The organism is Streptomyces sp. NPDC020917 (assembly GCF_044333795.1).
Lineage (GTDB): Bacteria > Actinomycetota > Actinomycetes > Streptomycetales > Streptomycetaceae > Actinacidiphila.
The window spans coordinates 1-17939 of record NZ_JBIRRR010000028.1 but is presented as its reverse complement, the minus strand read 5'-3'; the positions used below and the strand labels follow the sequence as shown (position 1 = coordinate 17939).

The following is a 17939-nucleotide window of genomic DNA, read 5'->3' as shown; positions in this document are numbered from 1 at the left end:
GCGGCCGCTGCCCCCGACCGCCGGCCGGGGGCAGCCGGCTGTCAGCGGGCGGCGGCCGCGGCGACCGTCTGCTCGTCCTCGTCCATCCAGCCGAAGCTGCGCTCGACGGCCTTGCGCCACCGCCGGTATTCGCGGTCGCGGGTGGCGGTGTCCATCCGCGGCGTCCACTGCGCGTCGCGCTGCCACTGGGCCCTGAGGGTGTCCAGGCCGTCCCACACGCCGGTGGCGAGCCCCGCGGCGTACGCGGCACCCAGGCTGGTGGTCTCGGCGACGACCGGACGGGTCACCGGCACGCCGAGCACGTCTGCCTGGTGCTGCATCAGCAGGGAGTTGGCGGTCATGCCGCCGTCGACCCGCAGCGAGGTGATCGGCACGCCCGAGTCCTGGCGCATGGCGTCCACCACCTCGCGGGTCTGCCAGCTGGTGGCCTCCAGCACCGCCCGCGCCAGGTGGGCGCGGGTCACGTAGCCGGTCAGGCCGGTGATCACGCCCCGCGCGTCGGCTCGCCAGTAGGGCGCGTACAGGCCGGAGAAGGCCGGCACCACGTAGGCGCCGCCGTTGTCGGGCACGCTCGCGGCCAGTGCCTCGATCTCCGCGGCGGACCTGATGATCCCCAACTGGTCGCGCAGCCACTGCACCAGGGCGCCCGTGACGGCGATGGACCCCTCCAGGCAGTACACCGGGCGGTCGGTGCCGAGCCGGTAGCCCACGGTGGTCAGCAGCCCGCTCTTGGACGCCACTGGGCGGTTGCCGGTGTTGAGCAGCAGGAAGCTCCCGGTGCCGTAGGTGTTCTTGGCCTCGCCGGGGTCGAAGCAGGTCTGGCCGAAGACGGCGGCCTGCTGGTCGCCGAGCGCGGCGGCCACCGGCACCCCGGCCAGCCGCCCGGTGGCCGTGCCGTAGACCTCGGCCGAGGACGTGATGCGGGGGAGCACCGCCTCGGGGATGTCCATCGCGGACAGGATCGCCGGGTCCCAGTCGAGGGTGAGGAGGTTCATCAGCAGCGTCCGGGAGGCGTTGGTGACGTCGGTGACGTGCACCCCGCCGTCCGGGCCGCCGGTGAGGTTCCAGATCAGCCAGGAGTCGACGGTGCCGAAGGCGATCTCGCCGTGCTCCGCACGGCGCCGCAGCCCCGGCACGTGGTCGAGCAGCCAGGCCACCTTCGGCCCGGAGAAGTAGCCGGCGAGCGGCAGCCCGGTGGCGTCGCGGAAGCGGTCCTGCCCGTCGATGCCGCCGAGTTCGGTGCACAGCGCGGCGGTCCTGGTGTCCTGCCAGACGACTGCGTTGTGCACCGGCCGGCCGGTCGCGCGGTCCCACAGCACGACCGTCTCGCGCTGGTTGGTGATGCCGAGTGCGCTGAGCTGGTCCGGGCGCAGCCCGGCCCTGGCGAGCGCGCCGGCCGCGACCGCCTGGACCTTCGCCCAGATCTCCGTCGCGTCGTGCTCCACCCAGCCGGGCCTGGGCAGGATCTGCCGGTGCTCGCGGCGGTCGGCGCCGGCGATGCGGCCGCGGGAGTCGAAGACGATGCAGCGGGTGGACGTCGTGCCCTGGTCGATGGCGGCTACGTAGCGCGGGTTCTGGTCGCTCATGTCAACGCTCCCCTGCCCGGTGCGAGTGTGCGGGAAGTGTGATGCCGCGATGACGGAGCGTCAAGAAGACCGGCGGATTCCGTGCGCAGGGCCGGAGTTCAGTCCTCGCCGTCCCCAGTGCCGTGCTCGGCCAGCCACTTGGCGGCGGTGTCGGCCAGCTCCGCGTCGCGGCCGGCCAGCATCGCGGTGATCATCCTGACGTCGCCGCGCAGCGACCACGCGGGGTGCCCGAAGGTCGCCGGGTTGTTCTTCTCGATGAGGAAGTGGGCCGGCCAGGCGGTGCCGTAGCCGATCACGGGCAGGGCCGCCGCGTACCGCAGGCGGCCGCGGGCCAGCCCGTAGCCGGTCACCGCGAGGCCGGTCAGCGTCCCCGCCAGATGCACCCAGCGGGTGGCCGCCTTGGAGTGCATGGCCACGTAGTAGGGCCAGAACTCCTCGAAGGAGGAGAAGGTCTGCTTCGTCATTACCGCACAGTAGCGCCGGGTCTGGACGTTGTCAGGGGGTCGTGGTACGTTCTTCTCGTCCTGAGAAAGACTCAAAGTGAGAACAACATGCGATGGAGGTCCGGTGGACGCACGGCAGCAGGAGAAGGAGTTCCTCGCGGCGTACGACCCGAGGGCCTTCGACCCCATCGCCGTGACCGTCGACGTGGTCGCGCTGACCCTGCGGGAGGGCGGGCTGCACGTGCTGGCGGTGCGCCGCGGCGGGCAGCCGTTCGCGGGGGAGTGGGCGCTGCCCGGCGGCTTCGTCCGCGCCGGGCGGGAGTCGCTGGACGAGGCCGCGGCGCGCGAACTCGCCGAGGAGACCGGGCTGGACGCCGCCGCGCTCGGCCGCGTCCACCTGGAGCAGCTCGCCTCGTACGGCCGGCCGGACCGCGATCCGCGGATGCACGTGGTGTCGGTGGCCTACCTCGCCTTCGCCCCGCACCTGCCGGACGCCACCGCCGGAGGGGACGCGGCGGGCGCCGACTGGCTGCCTGTGCAGGCAATCCTTCCCGCCGGGCAACCGGAAACGGGACCTTCGCGTCCCATCGAACAGGGTCGGCGGACCGGGACCTACGGGGGTGGTACCGGCCGCCGGCCCGTTCCCTCCGACGTGCTCGCCGAGCCCGCCGCTCCCGCTCCCGGCGGCCACGGCTTCGCGTTCGACCACGACCGGATCGTGGCCGACGGCCTGGAACGCGCGCGGGCCAAGATCGAGTACACCCCGCTGGCCACCGCCTTCCTCGGCGAGACCTTCACCATCAGCGATCTGCGGGCGGTCTACGAAGCGGTCTGGGGCGCACCGCTGCACGCGGGCAACTTCCACCGCAAGGTGCTGTCGGTGCCCGGGTTCGTGGAGTCCACCGGCGAGACCGGCTCCCGGCCCGGCAGCCGCGGCGGGCCCCGCGCCCGCCTCTACCGGGCCGGCGACGCCCGGCTGCTGCACCCGGCGCTGCTGCGCCCCGACCGCGAGGCGGCCGTGCGCTGAGCGGACCGCCGGCCGGCGCGCACACCACGCACCCGCAAGGACCGACGCACAGCACCACGACACCAACGAATCCACAGGGGGACACCATGGGCAGCGGACGCTGGTCCAGCGACGTCTACGACGCCGCCGCACGCTACCGCGCGGCATCCGGCCAGGACGCCTTCGCCTACAACGACCACATCAGGGCCTCGGCGCCGCGCCGCACCTGGCGGGCGCACCCCTCGCTGGACCCGCACGGCCTGACCGTCCGGGAGAGCCGCGACTCCGCCGAGCACCCGGCCTCGCTGGCCATCGCGGTGCTCTTCGACGTCACCGGCTCGATGGGCGGCGTCCCGCGGGTCCTGCAGACCAAGCTGCCCGACCTGTTCGGGCTGCTGCTGAGCAAGGGCTACGCCGCGCACCCGCAGATCCTCTTCGGCGCCGTCGGCGACGCGACCTGCGACCGGGTGCCGCTGCAGCTGGGGCAGTTCGAGTCCGACAACCGGATGGACGACGACCTCGGCAACATCCTGCTGGAGGGCGGGGGCGGCGGCCAGATGACCGAGTCCTACGAACTCGCGCTCTACGCCATGGCCCGGCACACCTCCCTGGACTGCCACGAGAAGCGCGGGCGCCGCGGCTACCTCTTCCTGATCGGCGACGAGATGCCCTACGGGAAGGTCAAGGCCCGCGAGATCCGTGCGGTGCTGGGCGAACCGGCCGAGCGGGACATCCCGGTCACCGAGATCATCGCCGAACTCCGGCGCACCTTCCACGTCTTCTACATCCTCCCGGCCGGCGCCTCCTACGCGGGCAACCCCGAGGTGCTCGGGGTGTGGCGTCGGCTGCTCGGCCAGAACGTCATCGAACTCGACGACCTCGACGCGGTCTGCGAGACCATCGCGCTGACCGTGGGCCTCGGCGAGGAGGCCATCGACCTGGCCTCCGGCCTGGCCGACCTCGCCGACATCGGCTCCGACGCCGGAGCCAGCGTGGCCCGGGCCCTGCGACCGGTGGCGGACGACCGTGCACACCGTCGTCGCTGACCTCGGATACGGCGACGCCGGGAAGGGGTCGGTCGTCGACCGGCTGTGCCGCACCGGGGAGTTCGGCGCCGTCGTGCGCTTCAACGGGGGCGCCCAGGCCGCCCACAACGTGGTCACCGCCGACGGCCGGCACCACACCTTCGCGCAGTTCGGGTCGGGCACGCTGCGTGGCGTGCCCGGCCACCTGTCCCGGTTCGTGTGCGTCGACCCGCTGGCCCTGGCCGCCGAGGCCGACCACCTCAGGGCCCTCGGCGTACCGGACCCGTACGGCCTGCTGAGCGTCGACCGCCGGGCCCTGCTCACCACGCCCTACCACGCCGCCGCCAACCGGCTGCGCGAGCAGGCGCGCGGCGCGGACCGGCACGGCTCGTGCGGCATGGGCGTCGGCGAGACCGCCCGGTACGCGCTCGACCACCCGCAGGACGCCCCGACCGCGGGGGACTGCACCTCGCGGCCGCGGCTGCTGCGGCGGCTGCGCCTGCTGCGGGACCGGCTCGCGGACGAACTCGGCCCGCTGCCGGCCCCGCCGGTCGAGGACTGCGCCGACGCCTGCGCGGCCTTCGCCCGCACCGTCGCGCTCACCGGCGAGCAGTACCTGCGGGACCTGGCCAGGAAGGGCCCGCTGCTCTTCGAGGGCGCCCAGGGCGTGCTGCTCGACGAGTGGCACGGCTTCCACCCCTACACCACCTGGTCCACCACGACCTTCGCCAACGCCGAGACGCTGCTGGCCGAGGCGGGCGATCCGGGCTCCGCACGGCGGCTCGGCGTCGTCCGCACCTACACCACCCGCCACGGCCCGGGCCCGCTGGTCACCGAGAACACCGAACTGGCCCCGCTGCTGCCGGAACCGCACAACGGGCACGGCCGCTGGCAGGGCGCCTTCCGGATCGGCCACTTCGACGCGGTCGCGCACGCCTACGCCGTCGAGGTGTGCGGCGGCGTGGACGCCCTCGCCGTCACCCACCTCGACGCCGTGGCCCGCTGCCGGTCGCTGCGCATCTGCCGCGGCTACGGCATCGACGGCGGGCTCGTCGAGCGCCTGGCGCCCGGGCCGCCGCGCGACCTGGCCCACCGGGCCGAGGTCACACGGCGGTTGCTGCGGGCCACGCCCGCGCTGTGGGAGACCCCGGGCCGTGCGCACGGCGACTGGATCGCGGCCCTGGGCCAACTGCTGGGCGCGCCGGTGCTGCTGACCGCCACCGGCCCGGCCCGTCAGGAGCTGAGGGACCTGCGGTCGATGGGGAAGTCGAAGTATGTGTCGGGGAAGGGCTCGCCGTTGAGCGTGTAGTGCCACCACTCCTCGGGCAGGTTGGTGAAGCCCTGCGCCTCCATGGCGTCCTTCAGCAGCAGCCGGTTGGCGAGCTGGACTCCCTGGATACGCGGGTCGAGGGTGTGGGCGAGGGTGTCGAAGCAGTCGAACCCGGTGCCCATGTCGATCGAGTTGTCCGGGAAGCGCTGGTCCTGCGGTCCGTAGCAGGCGTGCAGCGGCTCGCCCGGCTGGTAGGGGCGGGTGGGCCGGGCGGGCAGCCGGACGACGGTGAGGTCCATGGTGCTGCCGCGGCTGTGCCCGGACTTCTCGGCGATGTAACCGTCCGCGAACAGCCGGGTCTTGTCGACGAGCGGGTAGAACTCCGCCTTCATCCGCTGGTCGGCCAGGTCCTTCGCCCACGCCACGAAGTCGTTCACCGCGCGCTGCGGGCGGTAGCAGTCGTACACCTTCAGCGAGTAGCCGCGGTGCAGCAGTCCGGACTGCACCCGGTGCAGCGCCTGGGCCGCGGGGCGGGTCAGGATGCACATCGGCTTGCGGTAGCCGTCCACCGGGGCGCCGGTGAAGTTGTGCGGGGTGATGTACCGGATCTCCTGGATGATCGTCGGATCGACGTCGTGCAGGGCGACGAACTGCGGCGGCGCCTTGGGTTCCGGCCGGGCCTGGGCGGGCCCGCCGGCGACCACCGCGATCAGGGCGGCGACGGGCAGGGCGAGGGCACGCAGGAACATGATCGGTTTCGGCATGCCCACCATTGTTCATGCTCCGTCAACAGGGCAAGTTCCGGCCGGGATCGGCGCGGCCGTGCGCCACCCGTGCGCAGCACGATCGGCTACAGTCCCGACGTGCCCGCAGCCGACTCCTCCGCCGACCGCGCCGCCGGCCCCGCCGCGCCGGGGTCCTTCCGCCGTACGCCGGTCAGGGACTCCCACTGCTCCGCCTGCGGGGGCCGCTACCCCTCCGGCGCCGGCTGGCCCCGGCAGTGCGCCGAGTGCGGGAGCTGGGCCTACCGCAACCCGCTGCCGGTCGCGGTGGCCCTGGTCCCGGTCCGCGATGCGGCGGGAACGGCGCTGGTGGTGATCCGCCGCACCATCGAGCCCAGCCGCGGGCTGCTGGCGCTGCCCGGCGGGTTCATGGACGTCGGCGAGAGCTGGCAGCAGGCCGTGGTGCGCGAACTCGCAGAGGAGACCGGCATCCGCGCCGACGCCGGCGAGGTGGCCCTGGCCGACGCCCTCACCGACGAAGCCGGCGGCTACCAGCTGCTGTTCGGGCTGCTCCCGGAACGCCCCGCCGCCGCCCTGCCGCCCTCCGTCGCCACCGACGAGACCGAGGGCCACCAGCTCCTGCGCGAACCGGAGGAGCTGGGCTTCCCGCTGCACACCCTCGCGGTCAGCCGCTGGTTCGCCGGCGGCTACCCGTCCGCGCCGCGCACCCGGACCCGGTAGCGCGGCTCGCCCCCGCCGTCGGCCTCGACGACCACCTCGCCGTCCACCCAGCGGGACACGAACCGCTCCATGCGCGGCGGCGCCCAGCCGACGGGGTCGCCGGTGAACACCACCCCGCTGCCGGTCCGTCCGGTCCGCGGCGCCCACACCTCCAGCTCCGTGGTGCCGTCCTCCGCGGCCACCGGCAGGACGGCACCCGCCCGCGCCAGCACCGGGATCCGCCCCAGCGGCGCGTCCAGCAGCACCTGCCCCGGGCCGCGGTGCGCCGCGCCGGTCGCGGTGTCGTACCACAGGCCCCGCGGCAGCCGCACCGCCCGCTCCACGGACCCGGGTTCCATGACCGGCGCGACCAGCAGCGCGTCACCCAGCAGGAACGCGTCGCCGCACTCCCGCAGCGCCCGGTCGCCCGGCGCGCTCCACCACAGCGGGCGCACGTACGGCGCGCCGGTGCCGCGGGCGACGTGCGCCAGCGTCTCCAGGTAGGGCATCAGCCGGGTGCGCCCGGCCAGCGCGGTCCTGGCGTGCTCCAGCACCTGCGGGCCGAACTCCCACGGCTCGCGCTTCCCCGCGTCGATCGCCGAGTGGGTGCGGAACAGCGGCAGGTACGCGCCGAGTTGGAACCAGCGCAGATAGAGTTCGGGCGACGGCGTGCCGGTGAACCCGCCGATGTCGGGACCCGAGTACGGCACCCCGCACAGGCCCATCCCCAGCACCAGCGCCAGCGACGCCCGCAGTCCCTCCCAGCCGGTGGCCACGTCGCCCGACCAGGTGCCGCCGTAGCGCTGCATCCCGGCCCATCCCGAGCGGGAGAACAGGAACGGCCGCTCCTCCGGCCGCAGTTCGCGCAGACCCTCGTAACCGGCCCGGGCCATCGACAGCGCGAAGACGTTGTGCGCCTCGCGGTGGTCACCGCCGCGCCCCTCCAGGTGGTGGCGGGCCGAACGCGGCAGCGACGGATCGCCGAACGGCGCGAACGACACCGGCTCGTTCATGTCGTGCCACACCCCGGAGAAGCCCTGCGCCAGCCGTTCCGCGTACAGCCCGCCCCACCAGCGGCGGACCTTGGGGTCGGTGAAGTCCGGGAAGACGGCGTTACCCGGCCACACCACGCCCTCCACCTCGCGCCCGCGTGCGTCGCGCACGAACGCCCCCGCCGCCAGGCCCGAGTCGTACTCCGCGAGCCCCGGCTCGGCCTTCACCGCCGGGTCCACGATCGACACCAGCCGCACCCCCTGGTCCTCCAACTCCCGTGCGAGGCCCGGCAGATCGGGGTAGGCGGCGCGGTCCACGGTGAACACCCGGTGCCCGTCGTAGTGGTCGATGTCCAGATGGACCACCGACAGCGGCAGACCGTGGCTGCGGTATCCGGCCACGACCCGCCGCACCTCCCGGTCGCCGCCGAAACCCCACCGCGAGTGGTGGTACCCCAGCGCCCAGCGAGGCGGCAGCGCGGGCCGGCCGGTCAGCGCCGTCCACGCGGACAGCACCCGGGCCGGGGTGCCGGCGATCACCCAGTAGCGCAGCGGCCCGCCGTCCATCCGCACCTCGCAGCCGCCCGGCTGGTCGTGGCCGGAGCCCTCGCCCTCCTCGCCGTCGCGCAGCGTCACCTGTCCGTCCCAGGTGTTGTCGTGGAAGACCAGATGGCAGCCCGCGTCGGCGACGACCAACTGCACCGGCATCGTGATGTACAGCGGGTCGTCGCCCGGCGTGAAGGCACCGCCCGGGTCGGTGTTCCACAACCGGTAGGTGCCGGCCGCCAGCCGGGGTCCCGCCGCGCGCCCGCCCAGCCCGTAGACCCGCGCGTCGGCCGGGGTCTGCGAGCGCTGTACCCAGCGGGGCCCCGCGCCGTCGGGCCCGGTCGCGTCCCACCACCGCGGTGGCAGCTCGCGGCGCAGCAGCAGGCCGCCGGGCGTGCGGATCTCCACCGCGCCGTGCCGGGAGACCAGCACCGTCACCCGCTCGGACACCACCCGCCAGCCGTCCTTGTCCGGTTCCAGCAGCGCCCGCGTGTCCGCCGGCGGCACGCCGCCGCCGGTCCCGCCGTGCGGCGCGCCCGCGGGCGCCAGCGCGTACGACGGCTCGGGCTCCGCGCCGTCCCAGCCGCAGAACACCGCTCCGCCGACCGCGACCCGCACCAGCAGCCGCGAGCGCCCGAACTGCACCAGGCCGCCGCCCGGCAACGGCTGCGCGTCCACGGCGGCACCGGGCACCCGGGCCCGCTCGGGCCCGCGCCGCGGCAGATCGCGGGCGTCCAGCCGCCGGGTCCGCCAGGCCGCGCGGGCCGCGCGCAATCCACTGGCGGAACCCGCCATCCGTACCGACCGCAGCAGGTCACGAGCATCCATACCGTCAAGCCTTTCATCGCTTCCGGCCGCGGCGCCGCCCGTTCAGGCAGCGTTCACCTGGAGGAGACCCGCGACCCATGGCGAGTACGGCGCCGCGCCCGGGGCCGCTCTGGCGCGGCAGACGATCACATGGCATCGTCCTGCCCAGCCCCCGCGGCGGGAGACCCCCGCCCGGGAGCCGGCCGACCGCGCAGCCCGCCGACCCGGGCGGGACCGCACGCCGGCCGACCCTGCAGACACGCAACGACGCGTACCGTCCGGGAGCCGCCATGACCACCACGCCCGAGCCCGTCCCCAGCCCGGAGCCGGCCGCCGTGCCCCAGCCGCTGTGGACCCCCGGCCCGGAACGGATCGCCCGTGCGCAGGTCACCCGCTTCCACGACCGGGCGGCCCGGGACCACGGCGCGCCGCCTCGCGACACCGGCGACCCGCTCGCCGCCTACACCGCGCTGCACGCCTGGTCGGTGCGCGAACCCGAGGCGTTCTGGCGCGCCCTCACCGAGTGGTTCGACGTGCGCTTCGGCGCCCCCTACAGCCAGGTCCTCGCCGACCCCGCGATGCCCGGCGCCCGCTGGTTCCCCGGCGCCACCGTCAACTACGCCGAGCACGCGCTGCGCCCCGCGCTCGACCCCGCCCGCGCCGACGGGCCCGCGCTGCTGCACCTCGACGAGAGCCAGCAGATCGGCACCGTCAGCTGGGCCGAACTCAGCCGCCAGGTCGCCTCGCTGGCCGCGGCCCTGCGGCGGCTCGGCGTCGCCCCCGGCGACCGCGTCAGCGGCTATCTGCCCAACATCCCGCAGGCCGCGGTGGCGCTGCTGGCGACCGCCGCGGTCGGCGCCGTGTGGACCTCCTGCGCACCGGACTTCGGCGCCCGCAGCGTCCTGGACCGCTTCCAGCAGGTGGAACCCGTCGTGCTGTTCACCGTCGACGGCTACCGCTACGGCGGCAGGACCCACGACCGCACCGGAGTCGTCGCCGAAATGCGCGCCGGGCTGCCGTCGTTGCGCGCCACCGTGCACATCCCGCTGATCGGCACCGCCGCCCCCGAAGGCGCCCTGGACTGGGACCAGCTGACCGCGGACGCCCCCGAACCGTCCTACGAGCAGGTGCCGTTCGACCACCCGCTGTGGGTGCTGTACTCCTCCGGCACGACCGGGCTGCCCAAGGCCATCGTGCAGTCCCAGGGCGGCATCCTGCTGGAGCACCTCAAGCAGACCGGCCTCCACCTCGACCTCGGCCCGGGCGACCGGTTCTTCTGGTACACCTCCACCGGCTGGATGATGTGGAACTTCCTGGTGTCCGGGCTGCTCGCCGGCGCCACCGTGGTGCTCTACGACGGCAGCCCCGGCCACCCCTCCGTCGACGCGCAGTGGAAGGTGGCGGAGCTGACCGGCACCACCGTCTTCGGCACCTCCGCCGCGTACGTCATCGCCTGCCGCAAGGCGGACATCCACCCCGGCCGCGACCACGACCTGTCGGCCGTCAGCTGTGTGGCCACCACCGGCTCCCCGCTGCCCCCGGACGGCTTCCGCTGGCTGCACGACGAGGTGAAGCAGGACCTGTGGATCGCGTCGGTCAGCGGCGGCACCGACGTGTGCAGCTGCTTCGCCGGGGGAGTGCCGACCCTGCCGGTCTACATCGGCGAGCTGCAGGCGCCCTGCCTGGCCACCGACCTGCAGGCGTGGGACGGGCAGGGCCGGCCGGTGGTCGACGAGGTCGGCGAGCTGGTCGTCACCAACCCGTTGCCCTCGATGCCCATCCGGTTCTGGAACGACCCGGACGGCACCCGCTACCGCGAGAGCTACTTCGAGATGTTCCCCGGCGTGTGGCGGCACGGCGACTGGATCACGCTCACCTCCCGCGGCACCGTGGTGATCCACGGGCGCTCCGACTCCACGCTCAACCGCCAGGGCGTGCGCATGGGTTCCGCGGACATCTACGAGGTCGTCGAACGCCTCCCGGAGATCCGGGAGTCGCTCGTCATCGGGATCGAACAGCCCGACGGCGGCTACTGGATGCCGCTCTTCGTGCAGCTCGCCGAGGGCGCGGAGCTGGACCAGGGGCTCGTCGACCGGATCAGGGCAGCGATCCGCAGCCAGCTGTCGCCGCGGCACGTGCCCGACGAGGTGATCGCGGTCCCCGGCGTCCCGCACACTCTGACCGGCAAGCGCATCGAGGTCCCCATCAAGCGGCTGCTGCAGGGCACCGCCCTGGACAAGGCGGTCAACCCCGGCTCGGTGGACGACCTGGGCGTCCTGCGCTTCTACGAGCGGCTCGCCACCGAACGCTCCGGCGGCGGCCGCCCGTAGCGGCACCCGGCCCCGGGGCGACCCGGGGCCGACCGCCGCCGCCGACCCGCAAGCGGCCGTCAGGGGCCCGCGCACGGCACGGCTGACGCGTCAACCTCCGTACGTGCTCGCACTGTCGGCCAGGACGGCGGCGAAGTCCCCGGCCAGCCGTACCGCGTCGGCCGGCTCCAGGTCGGCCGTCGTGATCCGCACCCCGGGCGCGGCGGCGATCCGGAACCGGGCGCCGCCGGCCACCCACCAGCCGTGCGAGCGCAGGCCGTTGACGACCGCAGACTCGTCGCGCACCGGGACCCACACGTTCATCCCGCTCACCCCCCGCGCCTCGACGCCGTGCCCCGCCAGCGCCTCGACCAGCGCCTGCCGGCGCCGCGCGTACGCCGCCCCGGCCGCCCGCACAAGCGCCTCCGTCGCCGGGTCGGACATCAGCCGGACGACGGTCTCCTGCAGCACATGGCTCACCCAGCCCGACGTCAGCAGCAGCCGCCCGTCGTGCCGGGCCAGCGTCGTCGGATCGCAGGCCATCGCCGTCCACCGCAGGTCGGTGCCCAGGTGCTTGGACACGGTGCGGACGTGCGCCCAGCGGGCCGGGGCGTCCGCGCCCGCGGTGGTCAGCGAGTGCAGCGGGCCGCCCGCGGTGTCCGCGCTGTGGTCGTCCTCCACCACCAGCACCTCCGGCGCGCCGGCCAGCACCGCGAGCAGCTCCTCGCGACGCGCCAGCGTCACCCGCGAACCGTAGGGGTTCTGCGCCCGTGGGCAGAGCACGACCGCCCGCGCACCGCCCCGCAGCGCCGACCGCAGCCCCTCCGGGCGCATCCCCGCGTCGTCCACCGCGACCGCCAGCGTGCGCAGCCCCAACGCCGGTACCAGGTCCAGCAGATGGTGGAAGCCGGGGTCCTCCATCGCGACCGCGTCACCGGGCCGCAGCTCAACCGACAACAGGCGGGCGATGCAGTCCAGCGCGCCGTGCGCGAACGTCACGTGCGTGTCCGGCACGCCGTCCCGCCGGAACCACGCCTTCGACAGCCGCTCCAGCTCCGGCATCCGCGGCGACGCGCGGTGCGAGCGGGCGCCGGGCGACAGCCGCCCCGGCGGCACGAGTTCGGGCAGGAACGCCGGGTCCGGGTGCCCGCCCGCCAGGTCGCGCAACCCCTCCGGCACCCGGGGCGGCCGCCGCGACGCCACCGACGGCGCCGGCGCCACCACCGTGCCGCCCCGCCCCCGGGTCACCACGATCCCGCGCTGCCGCAGCTCCTTGTACGCGGTCGCCACGGTGCCCGGGCTCACCCCGAGCGCGTCCGCCAGCGCCCGCACCGGCGCCAGTGCTTCGCCGGGCCGCAACCGGCCGTCGGTCACCGCCTGTTCGGCCGACGCGGCAATCTCCCTGGCGGTGCCCCCGGCGATCCCATATTGTGTCGTCACAGAAGTGATTCTGTACCAATACAAAAGAACCGGCAAGACAGGGACGTGATGCCGTGCAGCGGACAGCGGGAATCCGGCGGATCGCCTCGATACCGCCCCTGCCCGGCGGCCAGGACGGCCGCCGGATGCTGTGGATCAACCTCGTCGACAAGACCGGCTCCGGGCTGTGGGTGTCCGTCACCGCCCTGTACTTCGTGGTGGTCGCCGGGCTCAGCCCCGGCAGCACCGGCCTGCTGCTCGGTATCGGCGGCGCGTTCGGCATCGCCGGGGCGCCCGTCGCCGGCCGGCTGGCCGACCGCCTCCCGCTCACCCGCGTCCTGCTCGGCATCCAACTCCTGCGCGCGGCCGCCGGATTCCTGATGCTGCCCGCCCACGGCTTCTGGCAACTGCTGCCGCTCGTGGCCGCCGCCAGCTTCGGCGAGCGCTCGGCCTCCGTCCTCACCAAGCTCTTCGCGGCCCGCGTCGCCGGCCCCGACCGGGCCCGCTACCAGGCCGTCCAGCGCACCGTCGTCAACATCGGCTACACCATCGGCGGCCTCGCCGCCTCCGCCGCCCTCGCCTTCGGCAGCACCGCCGTCTACCGCCTGCTGCTGCTCGGCGACGCCCTCTCCTTCGTCCTGGTCGCCGTCCTCGTCGCCCGCTGCGCCGAACCGCCCTCGGCCACCAGGACCGTCGTCACGCACACCGGCGCGGGAGCCCTCGCCGCACCCGCCCACCCGGCGGTCAGCAGCCCCTGGCGGGACCGCGGCTACCTCGGCTACGCCGCCCTGGATTCGGTGATGTTCCTCTACGGATGCGCGCTCAGCGTGGGCCTGCCGCTGTGGATCATCACCCGCACCACCGCACCGCACGGCCTGGCCGCCGCGGTGTTCGTGATCAACACGGTCATCGTGGTCGCCTGCCAGGTCAGGCTCTCCCGCCACGGCCGCACCCCCCGAATCGCCGCCGACGCCCTGCGCCGCGTCGGCGTCTGGTTCCTGATCTGCGGGACCGCCACCGCGGCCGCCGTCGTCCACGCCCCCTGGGCCGCCACCCTCGCCGTCCTCGGCTCGGCCGTCGCCCTCACCGTCGTCGAGATGATCCAGTCCGCGATCTCCTGGGAGCTCTCCGTCTCCCTCGCCCCCGCCGACGCCCAGGGCGCCTACGTGGGCGTGCACGGCCTCGCCCAGTCCACCGCGCGATGCGTCGGCCCGCTGCTGATGACCTCCGCCGTCATCGCCTGCGGCCCCGCGGGATGGCTGGCCTTCGGCGCCGTCCTCGCCTGCGCCGCGCTCCTGCAGCGGCACCTCGTCCTCCGGCGGCTCGGCGCCCTGCGTCCCGCCGCCGCGGAACCGGCACTGTCAGTGGCTCCCGTTACGGTGAGTGAGCACTAGGAAGCACAGGGGCACACTGTCCCGGACCCAGGGGGAGACCATGGCCCGCACCACCACCCGCCGCAGCAGCGCCCACCGCCGCCACGACCGCGCCCGCAAACGCCACGACCCGCGCCGCACGGGGCCCGCGGGCCGCACCGAGCAACGGCGCGCGCTGCGCGCCGAAGCCCCCACCGTGCTCGGACTGCTCGTCGACGACGGCGACTTCACGGCCATGACCGGCTACCGCAGCTTCCCCTTCACCGACTACGGCCGCTACCTGCACCACGTCGACGCCGTGCTCCACAGCCTGCACGCCCGGGGCACCCACGTCGCCGTCACCCGCTTCGACCCGGACGCCTACGCGGACTACTGCGACGGCACGCGCCAGCCACCGGACACCCCCGCCAGCCGCACCCGGTACACCGCGGAAGCCACCACCGCGGGTCCCAGCGTCCCCTACCGCCGCCAGCCCCTCGACTCCCTGCGCGGAGCCCTCGTCCGCGAAGCCGAACGCCGTGCCACCTGGGAACGCGCCACCGACCTGCTCATCGACGCCGGACGCTGCCCCGACTGCGGGGACGAACTCGTCCACTGCGCCTTCGACCGGGCCTCGCACACCCTGATCCGCGTCGTCGAAGCCCTCGGCCCCGGCCACCACCACCTCGTGGCCAGCCTGCCGATGGAGGACGGCCCACCGCTGCTCGCCGCCGCCCGCGTCCACGCCGAGCAGGACGGTGAGGACAGGGAGGGCGGCGACCGCGGTGACCGCGCCGCCGGCGACGGCGAACTCCGGGTGGAGGACGCCGAGGCCCTCGTCCTGTGCACCGTCATCGCCGCCGGCGCCGCCACCGCGCACCCCGGCGGCCTGGTCGTCCGCACCACCGGCCCCGACGGCACCGACACCGTCCGCGGCTGGACCCTGCGCGGCGGAGAACCCCACCCCCTCGGCGAACCCGAGGTGTTCAACGCCTACTGCACCGACCCCGACACCGGCGACCCGGTACCGCCCGAACCCGGCGTCCGCTACGCCGCCGGCCTCCCGCTCCCCCCACCCCTGCCAGGCGACCTCGCCTGACCCCGACGGCGAGCGGGCGGCGGACGACGCCGCACGACGGACGACGCCGCACGACGGACGACGCCGCACGACGCCGTACGACGCCGTACGACGAACGATGCGCGAGGCAACGGCGAGGGGCGCCCCACCGCACGGTGGAACGCCCCTCATCCGGACCCGGACGGGCCCCGGTCACTCGCCGGACAGCACGCCCTGCGCGGCGCGCCGCGCCTCCTCGGCACTGTCCGTCGCACGGGCCGCGGCCGCCGCCCTCTCGCACTGCGCCAGCGTGTACGTCGCCAACGTCGCCCGCACATAGGGGATGGACGCCGCACCCATCGACAGGCTCGTCACGCCCAGACCCGTCAGTACACAGGCCAGCAGCGGATCGGCCGCCGCCTCACCGCACACCCCGCAGCTCTTGCCCTCGGCCTTGGCGGCCTCGGCCGCCAGCGCGACCAGGTCCAGCAGCGCCGGCTGCCACGGGTCCTGCAGCCGCGACACCGCACCCACCTGCCGGTCAGCGGCGAAGGTGTACTGCGCGAGGTCGTTCGTGCCGAGCGACAGGAACTCCACCTCCTGGAGCACCGAACGCGCCCGCAGCGCTGCGGACGGGATCTCCACCATCGCCCCGAACTTCGCGGCCAGCCCCGCCTCACGGCAGGCGTCCGCGAACGCCTTCGCGTCGCTGCGGTCCGCCACCATCGGCGCCATGACCTCCAGGTACACCGGAAGCCCCTCCGACGCCCGGGCCAGCGCCCGCAACTGACCCTGCAGCACCTCGGGGTGGTCCAGCAGCGACCGCAGCCCGCGCACACCCAGCGCCGGGTTCGGCTCGTCGGCCGGGGTCAGGAATTCCAGCGGCTTGTCGGCGCCGGCGTCCAGGACCCGCACCACCACGCGGCCCTCGGGGAACGCCTCCAGCACCTGCCGGTACGCCTCGACCTGCTTGTCCTCCGACGGCGCCTTCGCCGAGTCGTCGAGGAAGAGGAACTCGGTGCGGAACAGGCCCACGCCCTCGGCACCCGCGGCCACCGCCGCCAGCACGTCCGCGGGACCGCCGACGTTGGCCAGCAGCGGCACCTTGTGCCCGTCCGACGTCGCACCCGGGCCCGAGGACGCCGCCAGCGCGGCCTTCCGCTCGGCAGCGGCCGCGGTCAGCGCGTCCTGCTTCTCCTGGCTCGGCTGCACGAACACCTCACCGGTGCTCCCGTCGACCGCGATGACCGTCCCCTCGGCCAGCTCGCACGCACCCGGCAGCGCCACGACCGCCGGCACGCCGAGCGCCCGCGCGAGAATCGCGCTGTGGCTGGTCGGCCCGCCCTCCTCCGTCACGAACCCCAGGACCAGCGTCGGGTCCAGCAGCGCCGTGTCGGCCGGCGCCAGATCCCGGGCGATGAGCACGTAGGGCTCGTCGCTGTCCGGTACGCCCGGCATCGGCACGCCCAGCAGCCGCGCCACGATCCGGTTCCGCACGTCGTCCAGGTCCGCGACCCGGCCCGCCAGGTACTCACCGGCGCCGGCGAGCAGCGCGCGGTACGAGGCGAACGCGTCGTAGACGGCCCGCTCCGCCGTGCTGCCCACGGCGACCCGCCGCTCGACGTCCGCCATCAACTCGGGGTCCTGCGCCATCAGCGCCTGCGCCTCGAGCACGGCCTGCGCCTCGCCGCCGGCCAGATGCCCGCGCGCGCTCAGATCCGCGGCGACCGCCTCGACCGCCTGCCGCGCCCGGCCCTGCTCGCGCACCGCCTCGTCCGGCCGGATCTGCTTGGCAGGCGGCTCCAGAACAGCGGTGCCCATGTGCCGAACCTCGCCGACCGCCACACCGTGGCTGACACCGACGCCTCGCAGCGTTGTCTCCATCGCTCTATTTCACTTCCAGTCGAAGAGGGTGCCGCCGGCCACGACCTCGCCGCTCTCCAGGACGTTCTTCAGCGCGTCGGCCGTCGCCTCCAGCGCCACCACCGGGCACACCGGAGACTTCCCGGCCTCCTCCACCGCGGCGGGGTTCCACTTCACGATCGCCTGCCCGCGCGTCACGTTGTCGCCCTTCGACACGAGCAGTTCGAAGCCCTCGCCGTTGAGCTGCACGGTGTCGATGCCGAGGTGGGTCAGCACTCCGTGGCCCTCGTTGTCCACGACGACGAACGCGTGGGGGTGCAGCGAGACGATGACACCGTCGACCGGGGACACCGCCTCGCCGGGCTCCCGCACCGGGTCCACCGCGGTGCCCGGGCCGACCATGGCACCGGAGAACACCGGGTCCGGCACAGCCTCGAGCCCGATGACCCGGCCGGCCAAGGGCGATGAAACGGTCGTCATGAGAAGCCTCCTCAAGTGCGGAGATCCAGACGCCGTCACTGACTGTCACGGGACGGCGAGCCGCGAGAGCAGCCTAAGTCATGTCAAGTGCGGATTCCGTCCGGCACCCGCCGCGTCCTGGACCGCACCCCCGATTTGCTCCGGGGGAGGCCGTCCAGTACCTTGGCACAACCGCCTCGACGAGACCCGCGGAAACGCATGTTCTCGCAACGGGGTTGGTAATTCCGACCGGAAAGCATCTGCTAAGGTCGGAACACAACGAAGGGAAAGCCCGGAGGGGCCTGAAAGGGCCGCTGAAGGCAGCTTCCGTTCCTTGAGAACTCAACAGCGTGCCAAAAGTCA

At 74.3% G+C, this 17939-nt stretch carries 14 protein-coding genes; 7 read left to right on the top strand and 7 right to left on the bottom strand.

The annotated features are described in order from the left end of the window. Nucleotides 1–41 precede the first annotated feature (41 nt). Both glpK and ACH4TG_RS37520 read right to left on the bottom strand, forming a co-directional pair. Nucleotides 42–1586: a glycerol kinase GlpK gene (gene glpK / locus ACH4TG_RS37525; protein WP_398247186.1), complete on the bottom strand. Its 1545-nt coding sequence runs from the start codon at nt 1584–1586 to the stop codon at nt 42–44. A gap of 98 nt (nt 1587–1684) precedes the next feature. After that, complete coding sequence (locus tag ACH4TG_RS37520) at nt 1685–2050, bottom strand: Mpo1-like protein (RefSeq protein ID WP_398247184.1); 366 nt, start codon at nt 2048–2050, stop codon at nt 1685–1687. Between the two features lie 103 nt (nt 2051–2153). Here ACH4TG_RS37520 and ACH4TG_RS37515 point away from each other — a divergent pair, with 103 nt between their 5' ends. From ACH4TG_RS37515 to ACH4TG_RS37505, 3 genes are all read left to right on the top strand, one after another. Next, the gene (locus ACH4TG_RS37515) at nt 2154–3056 is read left to right on the top strand and encodes an NUDIX hydrolase (protein ID WP_398247182.1); all 903 of its coding nucleotides are present in this window, start codon (nt 2154–2156) and stop codon (nt 3054–3056) included. Nucleotides 3057–3142: 86 nt separating this feature from the next. After that, nucleotides 3143–4081: a hypothetical protein gene (locus ACH4TG_RS37510; protein ID WP_398247180.1), complete on the top strand. Its 939-nt coding sequence runs from the start codon at nt 3143–3145 to the stop codon at nt 4079–4081. Next, nucleotides 4062–5369: an adenylosuccinate synthetase gene (locus tag ACH4TG_RS37505; protein WP_398247178.1), complete on the top strand. Its 1308-nt coding sequence runs from the start codon at nt 4062–4064 to the stop codon at nt 5367–5369. Before ACH4TG_RS37510 ends, ACH4TG_RS37505 begins: the two co-directional genes overlap by 20 nt. Here ACH4TG_RS37505 and ACH4TG_RS37500 read toward each other — a convergent pair. Beyond that, the gene (locus ACH4TG_RS37500; RefSeq protein WP_398247176.1) at nt 5294–6094 is read right to left on the bottom strand and encodes a M15 family metallopeptidase; all 801 of its coding nucleotides are present in this window, start codon (nt 6092–6094) and stop codon (nt 5294–5296) included. The two genes, ACH4TG_RS37505 and ACH4TG_RS37500, sit on opposite strands and share 76 nt — an antisense overlap. A 99-nt stretch (nt 6095–6193) precedes the next feature. Here ACH4TG_RS37500 and ACH4TG_RS37495 point away from each other — a divergent pair, with 99 nt between their 5' ends. Then, a complete protein-coding gene (locus ACH4TG_RS37495) occupies nt 6194–6793 on the top strand; it encodes an NUDIX domain-containing protein (protein ID WP_398247174.1) in 600 nt (199 codons plus the stop codon). On the opposite strand, the gene ACH4TG_RS37490 is transcribed toward ACH4TG_RS37495, so the two are convergent. Then, nucleotides 6760–9138, bottom strand: coding sequence for a glycoside hydrolase family 31 protein (locus tag ACH4TG_RS37490; protein ID WP_398247173.1), 2379 nt, complete (start codon nt 9136–9138; stop codon nt 6760–6762). The two genes, ACH4TG_RS37495 and ACH4TG_RS37490, sit on opposite strands and share 34 nt — an antisense overlap. A 269-nt stretch (nt 9139–9407) precedes the next feature. On the opposite strand from ACH4TG_RS37490, the gene ACH4TG_RS37485 reads away from it, so the two are divergent. Further along, nucleotides 9408–11447 carry an acetoacetate--CoA ligase gene (locus ACH4TG_RS37485; RefSeq protein WP_398247172.1) on the top strand — a complete coding sequence of 680 codons (2040 nt, stop codon included), beginning with the start codon at nt 9408–9410 and terminating at the stop codon, nt 11445–11447. A gap of 90 nt (nt 11448–11537) precedes the next feature. Here the strand turns inward: ACH4TG_RS37485 and ACH4TG_RS37480 are convergent, their stop codons facing one another. After that, nucleotides 11538–12866, bottom strand: a complete 1329-nt coding sequence (locus tag ACH4TG_RS37480) for an aminotransferase class I/II-fold pyridoxal phosphate-dependent enzyme (protein ID WP_398247171.1) — start codon at nt 12864–12866, stop codon at nt 11538–11540. Nucleotides 12867–12919: 53 nt separating this feature from the next. On the opposite strand from ACH4TG_RS37480, the gene ACH4TG_RS37475 reads away from it, so the two are divergent. Beyond that, a complete protein-coding gene (locus tag ACH4TG_RS37475; RefSeq protein ID WP_398247170.1) occupies nt 12920–14239 on the top strand; it encodes an MFS transporter in 1320 nt (439 codons plus the stop codon). Nucleotides 14240–14279: 40 nt separating this feature from the next. Further along, nucleotides 14280–15296: a hypothetical protein gene (locus ACH4TG_RS37470; RefSeq protein WP_398247169.1), complete on the top strand. Its 1017-nt coding sequence runs from the start codon at nt 14280–14282 to the stop codon at nt 15294–15296. Nucleotides 15297–15467: 171 nt separating this feature from the next. Here ACH4TG_RS37470 and ptsP read toward each other — a convergent pair whose 3' ends face one another. Both ptsP and ACH4TG_RS37460 read right to left on the bottom strand, forming a co-directional pair. Continuing rightward, on the bottom strand, nt 15468–17138 hold the full coding sequence (gene ptsP, locus ACH4TG_RS37465; RefSeq protein WP_398247168.1) for a phosphoenolpyruvate--protein phosphotransferase: 1671 nt from the start codon (nt 17136–17138) through the stop codon (nt 15468–15470). A 9-nt stretch (nt 17139–17147) separates the two neighbouring features. Continuing rightward, nucleotides 17148–17597 (bottom strand): PTS glucose transporter subunit IIA, encoded by a 450-nt coding sequence (locus ACH4TG_RS37460; protein ID WP_398247167.1) that lies wholly within the window; start codon nt 17595–17597, stop codon nt 17148–17150. Between the last annotated feature and the right edge of the window lie 342 nt (nt 17598–17939).